At 58.4% G+C, this 18,684-nt stretch carries 12 protein-coding genes; 9 read left to right on the forward strand and 3 right to left on the reverse strand.

The window, feature by feature from the left end:
- The first annotated feature begins 140 nt into the window (after nt 1-140).
- Both P5689_RS09995 and P5689_RS10000 read left to right on the forward strand, forming a co-directional pair.
- Nucleotides 141-2,231, forward strand: a complete 2,091-nt coding sequence (locus P5689_RS09995) for a hypothetical protein (RefSeq protein ID WP_285533032.1) — start codon at nt 141-143, stop codon at nt 2,229-2,231.
- Nucleotides 2,228-2,932: a histidine phosphatase family protein gene (locus P5689_RS10000; RefSeq protein WP_285533033.1), complete on the forward strand. Its 705-nt coding sequence runs from the start codon at nt 2,228-2,230 to the stop codon at nt 2,930-2,932. Before P5689_RS09995 ends, P5689_RS10000 begins: the two co-directional genes overlap by 4 nt.
- 184 nt (nt 2,933-3,116) lie before the next feature.
- On the opposite strand, the gene P5689_RS15560 is transcribed toward P5689_RS10000, so the two are convergent.
- Nucleotides 3,117-3,569 (reverse strand): putative quinol monooxygenase, encoded by a 453-nt coding sequence (locus P5689_RS15560; RefSeq protein ID WP_081866705.1) that lies wholly within the window; start codon nt 3,567-3,569, stop codon nt 3,117-3,119.
- A 118-nt stretch (nt 3,570-3,687) separates the two neighbouring features.
- On the opposite strand from P5689_RS15560, the gene P5689_RS10010 reads away from it, so the two are divergent.
- From P5689_RS10010 to P5689_RS10040, 7 genes are all read left to right on the forward strand, one after another.
- Entirely contained in the window at nt 3,688-4,716 is a 1,029-nt protein-coding gene (locus P5689_RS10010; protein ID WP_023979718.1) for a LacI family DNA-binding transcriptional regulator, read from the forward strand.
- Nucleotides 4,713-5,594, forward strand: coding sequence for a sugar phosphate isomerase/epimerase (locus P5689_RS10015; RefSeq protein WP_023979719.1), 882 nt, complete (start codon nt 4,713-4,715; stop codon nt 5,592-5,594). Before P5689_RS10010 ends, P5689_RS10015 begins: the two co-directional genes overlap by 4 nt.
- Before the next feature lie 83 nt (nt 5,595-5,677).
- On the forward strand, nt 5,678-6,694 hold the full coding sequence (locus P5689_RS10020) for a substrate-binding domain-containing protein (RefSeq protein ID WP_081866704.1): 1,017 nt from the start codon (nt 5,678-5,680) through the stop codon (nt 6,692-6,694).
- On the forward strand, nt 6,691-8,178 hold the full coding sequence (locus P5689_RS10025; protein ID WP_285533036.1) for a sugar ABC transporter ATP-binding protein: 1,488 nt from the start codon (nt 6,691-6,693) through the stop codon (nt 8,176-8,178). Before P5689_RS10020 ends, P5689_RS10025 begins: the two co-directional genes overlap by 4 nt.
- Nucleotides 8,171-9,190 carry an ABC transporter permease gene (locus P5689_RS10030; RefSeq protein WP_285533037.1) on the forward strand — a complete coding sequence of 340 codons (1,020 nt, stop codon included), beginning with the start codon at nt 8,171-8,173 and terminating at the stop codon, nt 9,188-9,190. Before P5689_RS10025 ends, P5689_RS10030 begins: the two co-directional genes overlap by 8 nt.
- Nucleotides 9,183-10,220, forward strand: a complete 1,038-nt coding sequence (locus P5689_RS10035; protein WP_285533038.1) for an ABC transporter permease — start codon at nt 9,183-9,185, stop codon at nt 10,218-10,220. The genes P5689_RS10030 and P5689_RS10035 overlap by 8 nt, the downstream gene beginning before the upstream one ends.
- Before the next feature lie 665 nt (nt 10,221-10,885).
- Nucleotides 10,886-13,423: a membrane-bound PQQ-dependent dehydrogenase, glucose/quinate/shikimate family gene (locus tag P5689_RS10040; RefSeq protein WP_285533039.1), complete on the forward strand. Its 2,538-nt coding sequence runs from the start codon at nt 10,886-10,888 to the stop codon at nt 13,421-13,423.
- 391 nt (nt 13,424-13,814) lie between these two features.
- Here the strand turns inward: P5689_RS10040 and P5689_RS10045 are convergent, their stop codons facing one another.
- Together P5689_RS10045 and P5689_RS10050 are read right to left on the reverse strand one after the other, a co-directional pair.
- Nucleotides 13,815-16,529, reverse strand: coding sequence for a glycosyltransferase (locus P5689_RS10045; RefSeq protein ID WP_285533040.1), 2,715 nt, complete (start codon nt 16,527-16,529; stop codon nt 13,815-13,817).
- A gap of 148 nt (nt 16,530-16,677) precedes the next feature.
- Entirely contained in the window at nt 16,678-18,117 is a 1,440-nt protein-coding gene (locus P5689_RS10050) for a calcium-binding protein (RefSeq protein ID WP_285533041.1), read from the reverse strand.
- Nucleotides 18,118-18,684: the final 567 nt, after the last annotated feature.

Consider the following 18,684-nt stretch of genomic DNA (forward strand, 5'->3'; position numbering starts at 1 on the left):
GTGAGGGCATCTTTCGCCGCAATGACGATTGCAGGATGGATGTCATGAGCCCGATAGGCTGGGCAATCTGTGACATTCGGTGATTTGGGGTTCATCCGGGGTTGGGCTATAAACCACCGCCTCAAAGGGGGAAAAGCGGCGTGTTGGCAGAAGACATTACAGACAGCCTGTTGGCGGCACTGGACCGGCCTGACCTGCAAACCCTGTCCGATCAGGTCGTCTTCAATCTGTCGCCCCGCCTGACACGGCCCTTCATTGTTTCGGATCGGTCAATCACCCTCGGTGCCATTGCCTTCGGGCATCCGGATATCGCGCCGGTCTTGCTGCGCTATGCGCTTGAACTGGATTTTCTGTGCCGGGGACTGCCTGTTGACGATCAGGCTGTCGCCATCGTGGTCGCTGCGCGCGTGGCCGCCCTTTTTCACCGTCTCGATTGTGTCACGCCCCATCTGCCGCCCGAAATGACATGGCTGAGCGACTTTGCTGCCAGCCAGCCGCCGCCGCCCGAGCGCCTTGCAGCGCTCTGGCCCGCCCTGACGCAGTTTCTGCCTGATGTCGCGCCTGAAATCCTGCGCGATGGCTGCGACAGTCATGGTCTTGTTGCCCGCCTTGCTCCCCTCTGGTCGTGTCTGGCCCCGGCGGAATATCTGATGGCCGATGGCGGCGACGAACGTCTCGTCATCAACCCTGAAACCGGGTTGAACCGGTACGGATGTTCCCATCGGCCCCGACCCTGGGCGGTGACATTCTCCTCCTCCACCGCGTCATCCCTGTCCGAGCGGGGATATCTGGGGGCCGAGCGGGCAAGGCGCACTTTTGTGCTGGATGCGCTGATCGGTAGGGATGGTGCGGCATCCCGCGAGGCGGCGTGCCTGCAGGTGCGTCAGAAGATCGCCGCGCTTTACGGGCTGGGATCACGCGACAATGTCATCCTTGCCGCATCGGGCACGGATTGCGAACTGGCCGTGCTGGCCATGGGGCTGATGCGTGCGCAGGGGCGTGCCATCGTCAATATCCTGATCGCCCCCGATGAAACGGGTAGTGGTGTTCCGCTGGCGGCGCAGGGACGGCATTTTGCTGCCGGAACCGCCTTGGGCAGTTCGGCCGACAAGGCCCGTCATCTTGAAGGCTTTCCTGCCGGGACGACCATACGCGGCATTGCCATACGTCTGGCTGATGGCACACCGCGAACCTGCGCCGATCTCAACAAGGAGGTTGAGGCCGGGGTGAGGGAGGAGCTTGAAGCCGGGCATCATGTCATCCTGCATCAGCTCGATATGTCGAAGACCGGGCTGGTCGGGCCTTGTACCGACATGCTGTGTCGCCTCGCGGCCAGCTACCCCGAGCGGATCACGCTCGTTGTCGATGCCTGTCAGGCCCGGCTGGCACCGCATCGGATCACCTCTCTCGTGCGCGCCGGTATGCTTGTCATGACCACGGGCTCCAAATTCCTCACCGGGCCACCTTTCTGCGGCGCGATTCTATTGCCGGATTCCTTTACGGCAGCCCTCCCGCATTTCAGCCTGCCGCAGGGCCTTGCCGCCTATTTTCATCAATGTGACTGGCCCCATACGGCGTCGCCCACGCCGCTTGGCTGCGATGGCAATCTTGGCCTCGCCCTGCGCTGGCAGGCTGCCCTGGCCGAGAGCGAGGCTTTTGCCGCTGTACCGGCTGAGCAGATTGTCGATACGCTGCGTCGCTTCGAGCGCCATGCCCATGAGGTAATCGCGGCCCATCCTGCGCTGACCCTGCTCACCATGCCGTCTCTGGACCGGCGCGACGTGCAAGGCGAGGTCCTGTGGGATACGATCCCGACCGTATTCTCCTTTCTGGTGCACGACCCTGACCATCCGGAGAAACCGCTCGATCTCGAAAGGTCGCGCGCTCTGCATCGCTGGCTGAACGCGGATCTTTCTCCCTGGGTGCCGGGTGAGGACCTTGCGCCTCTCCTGTGTCATCTGGGTCAGCCCGTGCCTGTGCCCCATCCGGCCCTTGGTGGCGAGAATGCCGGGGCGCTGCGCCTTTGCGCCGGGGCGCGTCTGGTTTCGGGCGAGCCGTCCCATGCCGGTCTGCCCAATGCTGTTCGGCTGGAGCGTGAATTTGCCGATGTGCGTCGAGCTCTGGCAAAGATCACGGTCATCCTCGATCACTGGACCCGCCTCGCGCCGGTCGACCCGCAGCCGCGCTATGCCCCTTATGCCCACCAGCCGAGAAAGCCCCGTGCCTCATGACCCAGACTGACAAGGCCCCTGCTACCGCCCCCAAGGCCCATGGTAATTTTCTCGATTCCATGCAGCTGCCATCGGGCGTCACCCGCTTTTGGCTGATCCGTCATGCCATTGTTGAGGCCTCGGCCCGGATGCGTGTCTATGGCTCGATGGATGTCGAGCTCTGCACCGAGCATCTGGCATTGCAGGTGCCCTATTATACGGCGCTTGGGCGTCGTCTTCCTGCAGAGGCCAACTGGGTCGTCTCACCCCTCAAACGGGCGCAGGACACGGCACGCGCTATTTTCGAGGCCGGGTATGGCCCCCGCACCATGACCATCGAGCCGCGCTTTACCGAGCAATCTATGGGGGAGTGGCATAATCTGCCCCATCAGGAACTCCCGTTGAAGCTGCGTCAGACCGCCCATAATTTCTGGTCACTCTCAGCCTCCGAGCAGCCGCCGGGCGGCGAAAGCATGCTTGATGTCTGCGCCCGTGTTGGCCATTCGCTCGACGAAATTGCTGATCGTCATGCTGGTCAGGATACGGTTGTGGTGAGTCATGGCGGGGCGATCCGTGCTGCCCTGTCCCACGCGCTCAATGTCCACCCCGATACGGGGCTGCGCTTTTCCATACAGAACCTTTCGGTATCCATTATCGAGCGGATCAATGGTGTCTGGCGTGTGGTGACCGTAAACGAACTGCCCGCTGCTCCCGCGATCTGAGGGAACCGTCTGATGGCGTATGGCATCGCATCAACGTGCGGGAGACGACTGCCCGCCTGATGCCTGCATTGTCTCCTGCCTGACGTGAAGACGGCCTCATGGCTCCCGTTCAGGGAATCATCATGATCTCAGCTTCCTCACGTACCCGCGGTGCGACGGCGGGATAGGTACCGGCCTTTGCCGACTACTCCACGATTGCGCACCACATATTCTCTATTTTGCCACCGAGTTTCCCAATTTCATCGAAGACCTTGAGAACGTGGTCGGTTTCGAGGTGGTGCTGGAGGCTGACTTCATCCTCCCACTCTTCGTTGATGGCAAATCGCCCCCTGTTTTCACGATCCTCGTAAACGACGAATCTCAGGCATCCCGCGTCCTGACGCGCCAGAACAGCGATGTCGCGCAGGAGGGTGCAGCAGGCAGAATGGTGGTCGTCAGCGACAGTGACAATAGCGCTTACACATGACTTGGCTGACAAGAATATTCTCCGCTTGGGGCTGGGTCCGGAATCTGACCTTTTACGCATGGCGCAGCGCAGAGTTGTTAAGCCTGACCTGCTGCCTAAGGCGCAGAAGGCACATGCGCGGGGTTGCGCCGCACGGGCAGCCGCACGGGCACACGGGTCGTGTGAAAGCATGTTCTTAACCGCGCAACCTGGCACGGAAATACAATGATGACAGAAATGTCATTTATAAGATGGCAGGGATTCATCTACGCATAAGAAGAAGGTTAAACGTTTAACCAAGAGTGTCGTAATGGTTCGCAAGGCCGCCAAGGTATCGATCCGGGATGTTGCAGAAGCCGCAGAGGTTTCTGTAGCCACCGTTTCGAATGTGGTGCGCAACCGTAAAAACGTCTCCGATACCGTGCGTCGTCGTGTCGAGGCGGCCATTGAGAGCCTCAATTATCTGCCTGACAGGGCAGCCATGCAGCTTCGTGAAGGGCGCACCCGCATCATCGGCGTTCTTGTGCCGAGCCTTGATAATCCGTTTTTCACGGCCATTATCGCCTGCCTCGAGGACTGCGCAATTCGTGATGGTTACGATATCATCGTTGCCAGCGCTGGCGAGGATACCGCACTGGCCTCCTCGCGGCTCAAGGCCCTGCTGGCGTGGCGTCCGGCTGGCATGATTGTTTTGCCCAACGACGATCGTTTTAAGGACTCTTTCCTGCTTGATGCGGCAGGGGTGCCTTATGTCGTGATCGATCGTTTGCCGCCTGCCTGTCGGGCCGATACGGTTGCCGCAGAAAACGAATATGCTGCCGCCGAAGCTGCTTCCTGTCTTGCCGGGCTGGGTCATCGTCATATTGCCATTGTGGCTACGACGCTTTCATTGGCCAATATTCGCGAGCGTTGCGCCGGGATCCGGACATTCTGTGCCCGTGAAGGTCTGCCTGAGCCGCAGGTTCTCGAAGTTGGCCATCATGTTGAGGACGATATCCCGTCTCTGCGCGCTTTGCTGGTGGGGGAAAACGCGCCCACGGCGATTATTGCGCTGACCAATTCCATCACTCTGGGGGCGCTGCGGTGCCTGCACCAGAGCGGATATGTCGTGCCCGATGACGTGTCGCTTATCGGTTACGATGACTACGCATGGATGCGTGCCATGCTCCCGCCCATCACAGCGATACGCCAACCGGTGGAAGAGCTCGGGGCACAGGGCTGGGCACGCCTCATGCAACGTATTGCGGGCGAAAGCACTGCCTATCTGCAGGTCCGGGTGTCCTGCACGCTTGCGGTGCGCGGGTCGACCGCACCTCCCAGAATAGGAAAACGCTCATGAACAAGCTTGGACTCCACGCTTTCGTCTGGACTGCTGGCTGGACGCCAGAAGACGCCGCCATGGCGATCCGCTCGACGGCCGAACTCGGTTACGATCTGATCGAGGCATCGACCATGGATCTCAAGGCATTCGACGTGCCAGCCACGCTGCGCGAACTCGAAGCCAATCGTCTTGGGATCACCATGTCCTTTGGTCTGACTGCAGATATGGATATCTCCTCTGGTGACCCCGAGCGTATCCGTCGCGGGGAGGCGCATCTGCTTGATGCCATGTCTCTCGCGCGCGATGTCGGCGCGACCCATGTCTGCGGTATTCTTTATTCCGCCTTCCAGAAATACGCGACGCCGGTCACGGCAGATGGCGTGCGCGGCTCCATCGAGGTGGTGCGTCGCGTCGCCGAGAAGGCGCAGGCCAGTGGTATCACGCTGGGTATGGAAGTGGTCAATCGCTACGAGTCCAACGTGCTCAACACGGCTCGTCAGGCCATTGCCTATGTGAAACGTGTCGAGATGCCGAACGTGAAGCTGCATCTTGATTGCTATCACATGAATATCGAGGAAGCCGATTCAGCCGAGGCTATTCGTGAAGCAGGCGATCTGTTGGGGTACTTCCATACCGGAGATTCCCATCGTGGTTATCTAGGCTCAGGGTCTGTCGATTTCCCCAGCATTTTCCGCGCGCTGGAGAGCATTCAGTATAAGGGACCGATTACCTTCGAGTCCTTCTCCTCTGCTGTGGTCGGTCAGCCGCTCGAAGGAATCCTGGGCATCTGGCGCAATCTCTGGGAGGACAGCCGCGATCTGGCCGCCCATGCCAAGGCCTTCACCGACGTGCAGATGAAATCGGCACGCGAGGCGCTCGGCCGCCAAAAGCGCTGAACCTACGGCCTATTTTCCTGAACCCCATCCCGTCACGAGGGTGTCCTGACGACACCCTGTGATGCTCTGAAAAGGTCGAGATCATGACCCTTTCCCGTCGCGGTTTCATGGGCGTCGCCGCCAGTCTGACCGCTCTCACGCCTTTTGCCTCTGCGCGTTTCTCCGGTGCACATGCCGAAGGGGCCCAGAAGAAAATCGCCATCGTCGCCAAGATTGGCGGTATTCCGTGGTTCAATGCCATGGAGCGCGGTATTCAGAGCGCCGGCAAGGAGGCCGGGTGCAATGCCTGGATGATCGGTCCCACCCAGGCCGATGCGGCTCAGCAGGTCAGCGCGATCGAGGATCTGATTGCCCGCAAGGTCGATGTGATCGGTGTCGTGCCCAATGATGCCAGTTCACTGGTGCCCGTGCTGCAACGCGCGCGCGCGGCAGGTATTCATGTCATCAGCCATGAAAGCCCCGGCCAGCAGGGTGCGGAATGGGATCTGGAATTTACCACCCCTGCGGCAGATGGCGAGCGTCATATGGAGGCGCTGGCCAAGGCCACTGGTGGCAAGGGCGGTTATATCATCATCGTAGGGTCGCTGACTGTTCCCCAGCACAAGCTGCGCGCCGATGCGGCTATTGCACTACAAAAGGCCAAATATCCCGACATGCATCTGATTGGTGATCGCTTTGGCTGCGGTGAGAGCGTGGATGACAGTTATCGCACCGTCATGGATCAGTTGCGCGCCCATCCCGACCTGACCGGCGTGCTTGCTTTCGGGTCGCAGGGGCCGATCGGGGCTGCGCGCGCGGTGGATGCGCGTGGCAAGATCAGGACTGTCTCGGTGGTGGGACCGTTTTCGCCGGGACAGGGGGCGAAATATGTGCGCTCAGGCGCGATACGGTGTGGCTATATCTGGAACCCGCTTCTGGCTGGGCAGACCCTCGTGCGTCTGGCCATGATGATGGCCACAGACAAGCCCATCACCAATGGCATGGACCTGACCGATATCGGTGCCTTGCAGGTTGATCCGGCCCAGCGCAGCATTCTTGCGCCCAAGATGCAGATCATCGATCGATCGACCATTGATGCGCTGGTGGCGCTGGGGCTGTGACCGGCGCGGTCTTTCTGGAACTGCGGAATGTGCACAAGACATTCGGCAGTTTCCAGGCGCTGCGCGGGATCGATTGGGATGTGCGCGAAGGCGAAATTCATTGTCTCGTGGGCGAAAACGGATGCGGCAAATCCACGCTGATCAAGGCCGTATCAGGCGTTCACGCCCCCGACCCGGGGAGCGAAATCCGCATTGGTGGTCGAGATGTATTGCCGCTTGATCCGATGCGCGCCCGTGCTCTGGGCATTCAGGTGGTGTTTCAGGATCTCGCCCTTTTCCCCAATCTGAGTGTGGCTGAAAACATCGCCTTTGAAGCCAATCTTGGGCGCGGCTTCAGTCCGCGCGCCTCAATCCGGCAAAAGGCCAGGGAGATACTGTCCCGTCTGGGGCATGAACTGCCGCTGGATTGCCCTGTCGATGCGCTCTCGATTGCCGAGCGACAGATCGTGGCCATTGCGCGTGGCCTGGCGGGTGAAGCGCGCCTGATTTTCATGGACGAGCCCACGGCGTCGCTCACGCGCGCCGAGGTACGCCGCCTGCTTGATCTGGTGCGTAAGCTCTCATCGGAGGGGATTGCGATCGTCTTCGTGTCGCATCGCCTTGATGAGGTCTCCGCCATTGCCGAGCGTATCACGGTGATGCGCGATGGCCGGATGGTGGGTACGTATCCTGCCGCCAGTCTCGACCAGAGAACGCTGATCCATCTCATGACCGGGATCGAGATTGCGACCCATCATGTTCCCCGCGATTGCAGCGCTCGTCCGGCCTTGCTCGAAACCTGCCAGCTCACGCGCAAGGGCGAGTATGAAAACGTCTCGATCACGCTGCATGAGGGCGAGGTTCTGGGCCTGACCGGTCTACTGGGAGCTGGACGGACCGAATTTGCCCTCTCACTTTTCGGCATGACCAGACCGGATTCCGGCAAAATGCTGGTTCATGGCCAGGAATGTCGTTTTCAGACCAATCAGGACGCCCTTGCAGCAGGTCTGGCTTACGTCTCTGAAGACAGGCTCAATCTCGGGATCAATGCCGAGCAATCCATCGTCGATAATCTCGATGTTGCCGTTCTGCCAAGTCTGGCCAATCGTTTTGGCTATATTTCCGATCAGGCGCGCGCGCAGCTTGCCCAGGATTGGGTGGCACGGCTCAATATCAAACTGAATTCGGTGCATGATGCCATCAACACGCTTTCAGGTGGTAACCAGCAACGCGTGATTCTGGCTCGCTGGCTTGCATCCCATCCCAGAATTCTCATCCTCGATAGCCCCACAGTGGGGGTGGACATCAAGAACAAGGAGGGGATCTACGCTCTGATCCGCGAATTGAGCGCTCAGGGTGTGGGTATTCTCGTGATCTCCGACGAGATGATCGAGCTTTTCGCCACCTGTGACCGCATCCTGCATATGCGCAGTGGCCGTATCGCGGGTGACTACTCCCCCGCACACATTACCGAACAGGCGCTGGAGGCGCGGATCTATGCCTGATTTTGCTACGCTGCGCAGCCGGCCTGAATTCTGGCTGGCTGGTGTGATTGTCATTTTCGGCGCCGCCCTGTCTTTGTTGACGCCAAGTTTTCTCAGCCTGTCGAATGTCGTCGATCTGACTGAGAGCTATGCCGTACAGGCCATTATGGCCACCGGGCTTTTCGTCGTGCTTATCGCAGGAGGCATCGATATCTCCTTCGCGGCGACGGCTTCGGTGGCGCAATATGTCGCGGCTCTACTGGCCACGCGTTATGGGCTCTCGCCCTTTCTCGTTATTCCCGCGGGGCTTGTCGTTGGGACGGGGCTGGGCTCTCTGAACGCCGCGCTTATCCATTATGCGCGTGTTAATTCCATCATCATCACCATCGCGACCATGAATGTCTATTTCGCCCTGCTGATGTACGCCACAGGTGGGCATTCCATCTATAATCTGCCCGATTGGTGGAGCGAGCGCGTGACGTTCCTGCAATTCGAGACATCGGGTGGCGATCTCATACGCATCACTTTGCCCATCGTGCTGATGATGGTGTCGCTCCTGCTCTGCTGGGTCCTGCTCACCCTGTCCAGAACCGGCAGGCAGCTTTACGCGATGGGCGGCAATGCCGAGGCGGCGCGTCGCGTCGGCCTCAATATCTCGAAGCTGCAGTTCTTTGCCTATGGCTTCGCCGGTTTCATGGCGGCTCTAGCGGGGCTGGTCCAGGCTAATCGCGTGGGTGAAGCTGTTCCCAACGCACTTTATGGTACGGAATTATCAGTCCTCTCCGCTGCTGTTCTGGGCGGGGCGTCGCTATTGGGTGGTGTCGGTACCATTGGCGGGATCACACTGGGTATCCTGCTGCTCGCCATCATCCAGAACGGGCTCAATCTGCTCGATATCTCTCCCTACTGCTTCGAGATCATCACGGGCGCGATCATTCTCGCCTCCACGACGCTTACGGCCCTCTCGGTCCAGAGCCGCAAGCGCTCCCGGCTTGTCGAGGAAGCGCCAATGGGGGAGCAAGCCCATGTCTGAAAATCTGCCGGTCACCGGGAATACGACAGGACATTCTGCCTCCATGACTGATCTCGCCACCCCGTTCCGCAGGCTGTTTCCTGCGCCTGTGTCGGGGCAGACTCTGGCCGCGCTGACGCTCGCCATCGGATTCAGCCTCATCGTACCCGGGTTTTTCAGTCTCGGTTCCATGCGCTCCATGATGTTTCAGCTGCCGCAGCTTGGCCTTCTGGCCCTGGCCATGGCCATTCCCATGATGTCGGGTGGATTGAATCTGGCGATCATCGCGATTGCCAATGCCTGCGGACTCGCCATGGTGACGGTACTTGGCCATCTACCCCTGGAGGGACATGGTGCGGGTTACGTGGGATTCTGCATCGTGATCGCTCTCATGGCAGGGGCGGTGCTGGGGACGGCGCTGGGGGGCGTCACCGGATGGCTGATCGTGCGAACGAAAGTCCATCCTATTCTGGTCACGCTCGGGATCATGTCGATTGTCGAGGGCACGAGCATCTGGCTGACACGCGGTGAGGTGGTGTCGGGCCTGCCGGCCCTTTATGGCCAGATCGGCAACGCCTCACTGGTCCAGATACCGCTGGCCTTCCTCGTCTTTCTGGCGGTCGCGGGAGTCGTTCATCTGCTGCTTCAGCATACGGCCTTCGGGATTTCGATCCGCATGATCGGGTCGAATGCGCTGGCCACACGCTATTCGGCAGTCAATGTCGATCGCGTGACAATCAGGATCTACGCGCTTTCAGGCTTCCTGTGCTTCTGCGCTGCCTGCCTGATGCTGGCGCGGTTCAACTCGGCCAGTGCTGCCTATGCCAAATCCTATCTGCTTGTCACGGTTCTGGCCGCCGTTCTGGGTGGGGTCGACCCCAATGGCGGTTTCGGGCGAGTGACAGGGCTGGTTCTGGCCATGATCATGCTTCAGCTGATCGCGACCGGGTTCAATCTGCTCGGCTTCAGCGATTATCTGACACTCGCCATCTGGGGGCTGGTGCTGATCGGGGTGGCCTGTGCCCAGTCTTCATTCAAAAAGAAGCGTTAAACGACCATCTAATACGGAACTTGGGACTCTTGATCGACAGATCAAATAACGTGTCATCAAGCGAAGTGGTGTCCTTGGAGGCGATACGGGGAGCTTGCCGAGCGAGATCATTTTGCTCTGCCGCATTCATAGGATTCATGCTTGCTCAGTGAATAGAGGGTGTGTTGGACCGGCTCGACGCTGGGATACGTGGCACTCCTCCCCGAGAAGAATGCGAATAACTCAGACGAACGGGGAATATGCTTCGAGCGTAGTGCAACGCGCCTTGGCCGGGGATTGTCGAGTGGGAGCGTAATGACCGCTATAGGAGTGTTCATATCGGTAAGCGGCGGCAGGCATATATCCCCGTCTGATGACGATTTCGACTGCCGAAGATGACAAATAGCGCATGCCTAAGCGCTCGGTTCAGCGTAGCGAGCGGCAGTATCATCAGACGTTGACGAACAAATTTCAGTGAAAATTGCGATGTGGTGAATTTGTTATGACAATTCATTCATATATTGAGCCAATATTCTGTATGCCTTGAGCTTCAGGGACCAGTGCTGCGCTAGGGTATATGGCATGGTTTACTGATCCTATGAGGCTCGAAATACCATTGGCTTGCGGCGTGGCGGGTTCGTCTTTCAGATTACACCTTCCCCCGGAGCCTAGCTCGAGGATGAGCCGTGAGTAGCTCCATACGTGTTTTGAGTTTTTTTGTAGGCCTTGTCATAGGCCTGCTTGGCGTCGGCCTGACCTTGGGAGGTATAGACCTCGCCTGGCTGGGCGGTAGCTGGGCGTATATTCTTCTGGGGCTGATGATGGCCTTTGTCGGCTTTACCGTCATGGCCCGCAAGGCGATCGCCTTGCCAGTCTCCATTCTGCTCAGCCTTGTGGCCGCCGGTTGGGCGTTCAGTGAAGTGGGTGATGTGTTCTGGCTGGTTGTGCCGCGCGTCGTCGTGTTCATTGCCCTTCCGATTGTCGTCGGTCTGCTGGCCCCGGGTTTCGGTGTCTCGTCGCGTTCGGGCGAAAAGGGGGCATTGCGTTCAAGCGCTGTGCCGCGCGCCTGGGGTTTCGGCATTGCCTCCCTCTATGCGATCGTTTTCTGCGGGATCTCGCTGGGTATGTTCCAGCCCCATGCCGAAGTCGCAGGCAATGCGGCTGACGCGCCGAAGCCTGACACGGCCCTTGGCCAGCAGAACGGCAATGACTGGCCTGCCTGGGGGCGTAACCTCACGGGTGACCGCTTTGCACCTTATGTGCAGATCAATGCCGGGAACGTTTCGGACCTGAAGCTCGCCTGGAGCTTCCATACCGGCGATCTTGCCATCGATGGCGCTGAGTATCAGGTCACCCCGCTCAAGATTGCCGACACGCTTTATCTCTGCACGCCGCTCAACAAGGTGATTGCGCTTGATCCGGTCACGGGCAAGGAGAAATGGCGCTTTGACCCGCATATGCAGGTGACGCGCGGCAACAAGGGCTGGAAGCGCTGCCGTGGCGTCAGCTACGCGGATATGACAACCATGTCGCTGCTTGCACCGGATGCCAAGGCTTTCGGCCCGCAGGACGTAGCCGATACCACTATAGCGCCGTCTGCTGCCGGGGCCGCTACCCCCGCAGACACCGCTCCCGCCTTGCCGGCTGCGCCTGCGCCAGTCGATGTGTCAGCGCCTTGCGCAAGACGTATTGTCAGCACGACCAATGATGCCCGCCTTTTTGAACTCGATGCTGCCACAGGTGCCCTGTGTCAGGATTTCGGTGATCACGGCATGGTCAACCTGCTTGAGGGGCTCGGGCCGACAGCCCCGGGATCCTATTACCTGACATCTGCGCCGCTGGTGGCAGATGGCGTGATCATGGTGGGTGGCAAGATCAACGACAACATGACCGTGGGTGAGCCTTCCGGCGTCATTCGTGGTTACGATGTCCGTACGGGTCGTCTTGTCTGGGCCTGGGATGCCTCGCGTGGAAACCGCGACAGCCGCCCGCTTCCTGAGGGTCAGATCTATGCGCCCGAGACGCCCAATTTCTGGGGTACGGCGTCTTACGATCCCAAGCTCGGCCTTGCCTTCATTCCGATGGGCAATCAGACACCCGATTTCTGGACCGGTAATCGTCATCCCTATTCGGATGAATATAACGATACCATCCTGGCGCTTGATCTGCGCACGGGTCAGGAGCACTGGCATTTCCGCACAGCCAATAATGACATGTTCGACTATGACGTGACATCGCAACCGATCCTGTACGATCTGCCCGGGGCGAATGGCGAGACGGTTCCGGTTGTGGTTGGCCTGACCAAGCGCAGCCAGATTTTCGTGCTCGACCGCCGGACCGGCAAGCCTGTGGTCAAGGTGACAGACCGCAAGGTTGCAACCGATGGTATGCCCGGCCAGCGCATCAGCCCGGTCCAGCCCTATTCCGACCTGTCGATCGGTGCTGCGCCGCTCAAGGAAAGCGACATGTGGGGAGCAACGATCTTTGATCAGCTCTATTGCCGCATCGCGTTCAAAAAAATGCGTTGGGAGGGTGAATGGACTCCTCTGAGCGACAAGCAGAAAACCCTGATCTGGCCTGGCTATTATGGTGGGTCCAACTGGGGTGGTGGCGCGCTTGATCCGCAGACCGGCGTGCTGGTGGTGAATGATATCCGTATGGCTATGTGGGGTCAGTTCATCAAGCGCGAGGAAGCCGCCCATGCGGGTCTCGTTCCCTCCACCGAAGGTGAATATTCGGAGCAGCTGGGCACGCCCTGGGGTGTGGAGCGCTCGATGTTCGTCTCGCCCATGGGAGCACCCTGCTTCAAGCCGCCCTACGGGTCACTGACGGCCATTGACCTCAAAACCCAGAAAATGCTCTGGCAGGTGCCAGTGGGCAGTATCCAGGATGCCGCCATTCACGGTGTCTTTGGACAGAAGGGAATCATTCCGCACATCTACATCCCGGTCGGTATGCCCACCATGGGTGGGCCGCTGCTGACAGGCGGTGATCTCGCCTTCTTCCATGGCTCGCTCGATAATTACCTGCGCGCCTTTGATCTGAAGAGTGGTAAGGAAGTCTGGCGTCAGCGCCTGCCAGTAGGTGGTCAGGGTACGCCGATGAGCTATGTCCAGAACGGCAAGCAATATGTTCTGGTTGTAGTGGGCGGGGCGACACGCACAGGCACGAATGCCAATAAGGGCGACTACGTTTTGTCCTACGCGTTACCCTCAGCGCCCTGAGGTGCCGACCTTCTTGCCCGGTATCATGATTGCCGGGTGAGACAGTTTCCGTCCTTCGCAAGCGGGACGGAACACGGGTCATATGGCAAGGAGCCGTATGATATTAGCACTCCGGGTGCGCCGCGCAGCGACTGGATATTCCGCTCCGCACGCACCCATTGCTTTGGCTTTGCTTCGACGAGGGCAGGACAGGCCGCATTCTCTCCACCGGCAAGGTGGTGCCGATGATTACGGGCCGTCGCTCCTTCACCGCCATGTATGCCGCACAGCCGATAACTCCAGAAAGAATCATCGCGCCTCAGGCCCGCTTCGCAGGGTTGCAGGCACAAAAAAAACCCTGCCGGATCTGGCAGGGGGGGCGTTTTACTGCCCGGTCCTATGCAGGGCTTGGTCAGGCTGAGCGCTTGAGGAGAGAGTTATACAGAGCCGCCAGCTCTGCGGCCTGATCCTCATAGTTGGGGAGGCTCGCCTTGTTCGGGTTCACGTAATGATCGAAGCGATCTTTCTGGTCGAGAATCGCCTCCACAGCAGCCTGAAGCGGGGCAGGATCGTTGATGATCGGGATAAGCGAGCCATTTACGCCATCCACGATCTCCTCGGACTGTCCTCCGGGGGCCGTGGAGATCACCCATACGTCACGTGAGAGAGCCTCACGGACTGTCAGGCCGTAGCTTTCGCGCCATTGCGAAGGGAAAAGAAGCACATCAACCTGATCGTAGAAATCATCAAGACCAGCCTGATTATAGGCAGGAACGGTCTTGATCGTGCCTTTGACCAGCCATTCCGAGGTGTCGATTGAGGGAAAGCCGAGATTGAGCGTGTTATCGACGAGTACTAATTCCCAGTCGTCGCGGGAGAGCTTCTCGAACGCCTTGCGTATTAGTTCGAAACCCTTGACGAAACCGATGCCCCCCACAAATGCGAAACGCAGCCTTGCGCCTGGTTCGCGTCGCTTTTTCGGGCGGGAGGGCCAGGTAAATCCGTTTCGATTGATCATAATGCGCTCGGCGGGGACGCCATTGCGCACATACAGATTCTTGTGTTCCTCCGACGGGCTCAAGATGGCGGCAGCGCCGGCGAGAGCCTGACGCATGACTTTGCGGCGCTCGTTCAGGTAATTGGCCCGTGTGGATTCGCCGGGTGCCAGGGGCACGTCGTTGCTCTCCAGGTGATATTGGCCATCGTCACGTGTGATGAACAGATTGTCCGATAGCCACCAGCAATCATGAAGGCTGATCACATAGGGGATACCGCGTTTCTGACAGGCCCGTGCCATGCCTGTCCCCATTTCCTGAATGGCATGGAAATGCACGAGATCAACGTCCCAGGCATCAATCCATCGTTCGATCTGTCGTGCCACGGTGACATTATCTGACGACCCGTTGCGGCCTGCGACGACTGAAAAGACATCCGTATCCAGAATTCTGTAACGCAGGGCGCCGTCAGGCAGATCCTGAAAGACAGGGCGCGTGGTCATGACACTGTTTTCAAACCCCGCCTTGGCAAGCGGGCCCAGAAGTGCCTCTACCACGATTGTAGCCCCGCCAAATGAACGCGGCGCCATGAAGACATTGACCTGAAGAATGCGGGGTGCCTTATGTCCGAAAGACGGCGGGCGACCGAAAACCGGTTCCACCTGCTGGGTCAGAATCCGCTCCGGGGCGTAAAGATTCAGAGCGGTTGCTCTCGCGGCCTCTCCCATACGCTCACGCAGGGCAGGATCATGGGCTAGGGTAAGAAGCGCATCGCGCCATTCCTCCGCACTACGCGCAAGCACACCGTTCTCTCCGGTCCTGATAACGCGCTTGTAGGTGTCGGTCGGTGAGCAGATGGAGGGCAAGGACAGGATCGCCGCCTCGAGGAACTTGATATTGCTCTTGCAGTCGTTGAAAAGAGTCTCCTCGAGCGGTGCAATGGCAATGTCGGCCTTGGACAGGGCTTCGAGATAAGCTGGATAAGACAGTTCATTGACCCGTTTCACACGAGAGCCAAAATGGGCAAAACCGGTTGAGATCTTGAGCGGTCCGATCAACAGAAGCTCGAGACGCGGCTCAGCTGTCATAGCCGCGATCAGTCCCGTTTCGGCTATCTTGAAATCCATGTCATGCGCACGGCTTCCCGAGCCATAGCATATGATGATGCGGTCGTCGCCCCGAGGCACCCGGTTCGCAAGGATCTGGCGCGCGACATCGAGCGTCTGGCTATCAAGCGCGTTTTCGAGAATCAGAACATCCTCGATGCCGATCTTGCGCATCTCCTTGGCCAAAGCCTCAGTCGAGGCCATGCCTCGGCCGCAGGCCTGTAAAGCAAGCAGATAAGAATCGGCAAGCTGATAAAGGTCCTGACGCTCGGTGTTATCCAACGTATCTAGATTACCGTTGCGGCGGTATAGAGCCTTGCTGAAAAGCAGGTCATCGATTTCCCAACGCGGCTGCAAACCCACACGTTTGGCCTCACTGATGAGTGACAGGACCGAGGCAATACCGGGGACGCGATAGAAAAGGACATGCGTTGCGATCTGAAGGGCAGAGAGCGCTTCATCGCTATCCTGCCAATCCACGATCTGGACGGTCCAGCCAAGCTTTCGCATTAGCTCTGCTTTTTGCGTGACGCGATATTTGGTGCATTGCTGAAGTCCGAGATCGGCGATCAGCAAATAATGAGAGCGCAGAAACCGGTCGGCTCGTGGTGCTGGACGACGCATGATCTGTTCCTGACGCTTTGTCGGAACAAAGAGCGGGTCGCCTGCCTGATCATTGTGATGCAAGAGTCTGCGCTTGACGCGACCGCTGTCGATAAAGCGACTGATCGCTTTGAAAAAACCCTCGGTACGGCAAGCATCCTGCCACTGCTCCCACGCTTCATTGAGCGGTACGCCACGTGGCAGGCGGCCCAGGGTGAGAGCACGAACCCAGCGCAATGGCTCCATCATGCGCCAGGAGAGTGAGCGACGCATAAGCTTGAGTTGCTGATTGCTCAGACGCAGTTCGGCCTGAAGTGCGTCCGCGCGGGTCGTCGCCAGATAGGCAGAGGCCCGCAGCACCTCGATTGAAGCTTCAGGATTATCAAAACCGGAAGATGTCTTCGTATTGGTAAAATCGTGCAAGACGTGCTCACTCAGGGACGAGTTCGGGATTGGCCGGATTTTTGAGGCCAACTGAGTCTATAAACGAATTTTACTATCTGGAAAAACAAAGGCCCGATCCATCGGATCGGGCCTTCGACTAGTCAGCTCTCGTATTCGGGATCAGCGTTTAGCTGATGACGATGTTCGAAGCCTTCAGATCAGTTACGCCAAGGAACGTAACCTTCATGTTGTTGTCCAGCTGCAGCGTGGTGTTGCCACCGGCCACAGTTGCCGTAGCGAGCAGGTTCTTTACGGCCTGATCGGCATCGGCGGGCTTGTAATTATACATGAAGAACATGTTGCCAGCAGCGCTGCCGAAGTCGGTGATGGTGATGTCACCACCGTTATGGCCAGCCAGCACGCCAAAGGTGTTGGCTGCACCGTCACCACCGGTCACGGTCGCGAAGCTGTCGCCATTGGAGTTCTCGAACTGCGTGCCGAACACAAAGTGATCGGAACCCGAAGTGCCGATGACCGTATTGTTGCCTGCACCCGTCCAGGCCTCGAGCGTGCCCTTGGAAGAGGACGCATCGATATACTGGCTGCCCGTTGTGTTGGGCTGGTTTGCAGTAAAGAGCGCGAGGCCGCTGGTGTTGACGGTGGCGTGCAGATCGTTTGCACCCCTGATCGTGCCGAAGCCCGCATTGATCGAGGTGTTGCCCGTGCCGGAAATGAATTGCAGCGCACCCGAGACGCTGATCGACTGATCGCTGCCGTGATCGACCTGCAGATTGCCGGCGGCCGAGATGGTGTCGCCAATGGCGCCAACGATGGTGCCCGTCGACCCTGTAAAGTTGACGGTCGAGCCCGTACCGCCAAAGACCGTGCTGTTGACGCCGACCGAGATCTGGCTTCCCGAAAGAGCCGAGTCGACAACCAGCGAGTTGGACTTGAGCGTGACGATCGAGTTGCCGCCGAGCAGGGTCACGGTGTCGGACGAGTTTTCAACGCCCGTGATGGTGTCCTGACCTTCCGACCCCACGAAGTTGGTACCCGAGCCCAGGGTGATGACGTTCTGACCGTCGCCTGCGCGGATGTTGTTTACGCCGTTTCCTGCAATGATTGTGTCATTGCCATCGCCCGTCGCGATCGTCCAGTTGCCCTTGTGGTTCGAACCATCGAACAGGTTGTTGCCCATGGTCGCAACAAACGTGCCGTTGTAGTTGCCGGCATAGAAGCTCGTACCAGCCGTCGTGCCCGCCATGACCGAGAGATTGCTGGCCGTGATGCCCGTGCCATCCACCGTAACCGGGGCGGAGAGAGGGGATACCGGGGTGTTCTGGGCAGCAGAGCCGAGGGGCGCGCCCTGCGAACCGATGATCAGGTTTGTATAGTTGCCCTGCACCGAGAAGGCGCCGCCTGTGGTGATGACGCCCTGGATCACACTGCCATTCGAGGACGGGCTTGCATTGGACCCGTTGACGAGATCGACAGATGTCAGATCGCCACGATTTGAAGCATTGAGAATCTGTGTCGCGTAGCTCGACGCAAGCGTCTGCATACGTGCACCCTCGACGGTGACCTGAACGGTCATACCCGACGAACCAACTACCGTTACGACCGCCATGCGATCATCTCCTTATTATTTTTGGAGGCTTCAAGACGCAAACTGTTACATGCCGCCGGCCCCTTTAAGCCTCGGCAGGCAGCATGGCTGTGTCGTCTGGCAAGACCCGCATTGAACACCAACTTTTTTATGAATGTCTTAACCTTCGCTCCGAGTCAATAAAATGAAGGTATTGGAAATCATTCGATATTGGTTATGAAACAAATCACAATGTGGGATTGGTAGAGAAGGTTTGGAAATGGTTTGAAATGCTAAACCGAAATCGCAAATTGTTGATTTTCCGGCATCTTAAGGAAACTATGTCTTTACCAACTTAATTTGCATCACATCTTTGCGATCTATACATATTTCGACACGGTCATATGGGTTGAAAATGAATTGTAGTTCATCTTCTTGAGCTAAGTAATGACCGACTATCTTACGCATGTTAATATGAAAGTAACGTGAATGCCTCACGACCCTGTTGCAATTCAGACATGCTGAGTTACATTAAATAGCGTGGCGTTAAGCGAATTATAGAGAAAATTCAGTATTTTAGGCCTGCTAGCCAGATCGACCTGCGCGTTA

The sequence above is a fragment of the Asaia sp. HumB genome, from assembly GCF_030263835.1.
GTDB classification, from domain to species: domain Bacteria; phylum Pseudomonadota; class Alphaproteobacteria; order Acetobacterales; family Acetobacteraceae; genus Asaia; species Asaia bogorensis.